Here is a 278-nt window from a genome sequence, read left to right as displayed (position 1 = left end):
ATCGCTGTCCAGCGTTAGGCCCGAAATCACGCCCAGCGCGTTGGGATCGGCCAGAGGCGAGCGATTGCCGTGGAAATCGGGCAGCACATGCAGCCGGTCGGCCAGTGCAACGCCTTCGGCTTCGCGCAACCCCATGATGCGAGCGACGATGGCAGCATGCAGCTCGGGCGTCGGCTCGCCGCCGGCGCCATGCCACTGCACGATGTGGTCGAGCAGTGCGCCCGAAGCCGACTGACCGCCTTCGAGCTGCCAGAAGTTTTCGAGAATGGTGCCCAGAT

Annotated in this window: 1 protein-coding gene; it reads right to left on the bottom strand. The window is 65.5% G+C overall.

The genetic code is table 11. From position 1 onward, the window contains the following. Positions 1 to 278: FGGY-family carbohydrate kinase (locus AB2U10_RS19295; RefSeq protein WP_367916708.1), on the bottom strand; the 278-nt coding region annotated here is incomplete at both ends.

Source organism: Leadbetterella sp. DM7, from assembly GCF_040829825.2.
In the GTDB taxonomy this organism is placed as follows: domain Bacteria; phylum Bacteroidota; class Bacteroidia; order Cytophagales; family Spirosomataceae; genus Leadbetterella.
The sequence above is the reverse complement of the archived record's forward strand: the minus strand, read 5'-3'. Positions and strand labels throughout refer to the sequence as shown.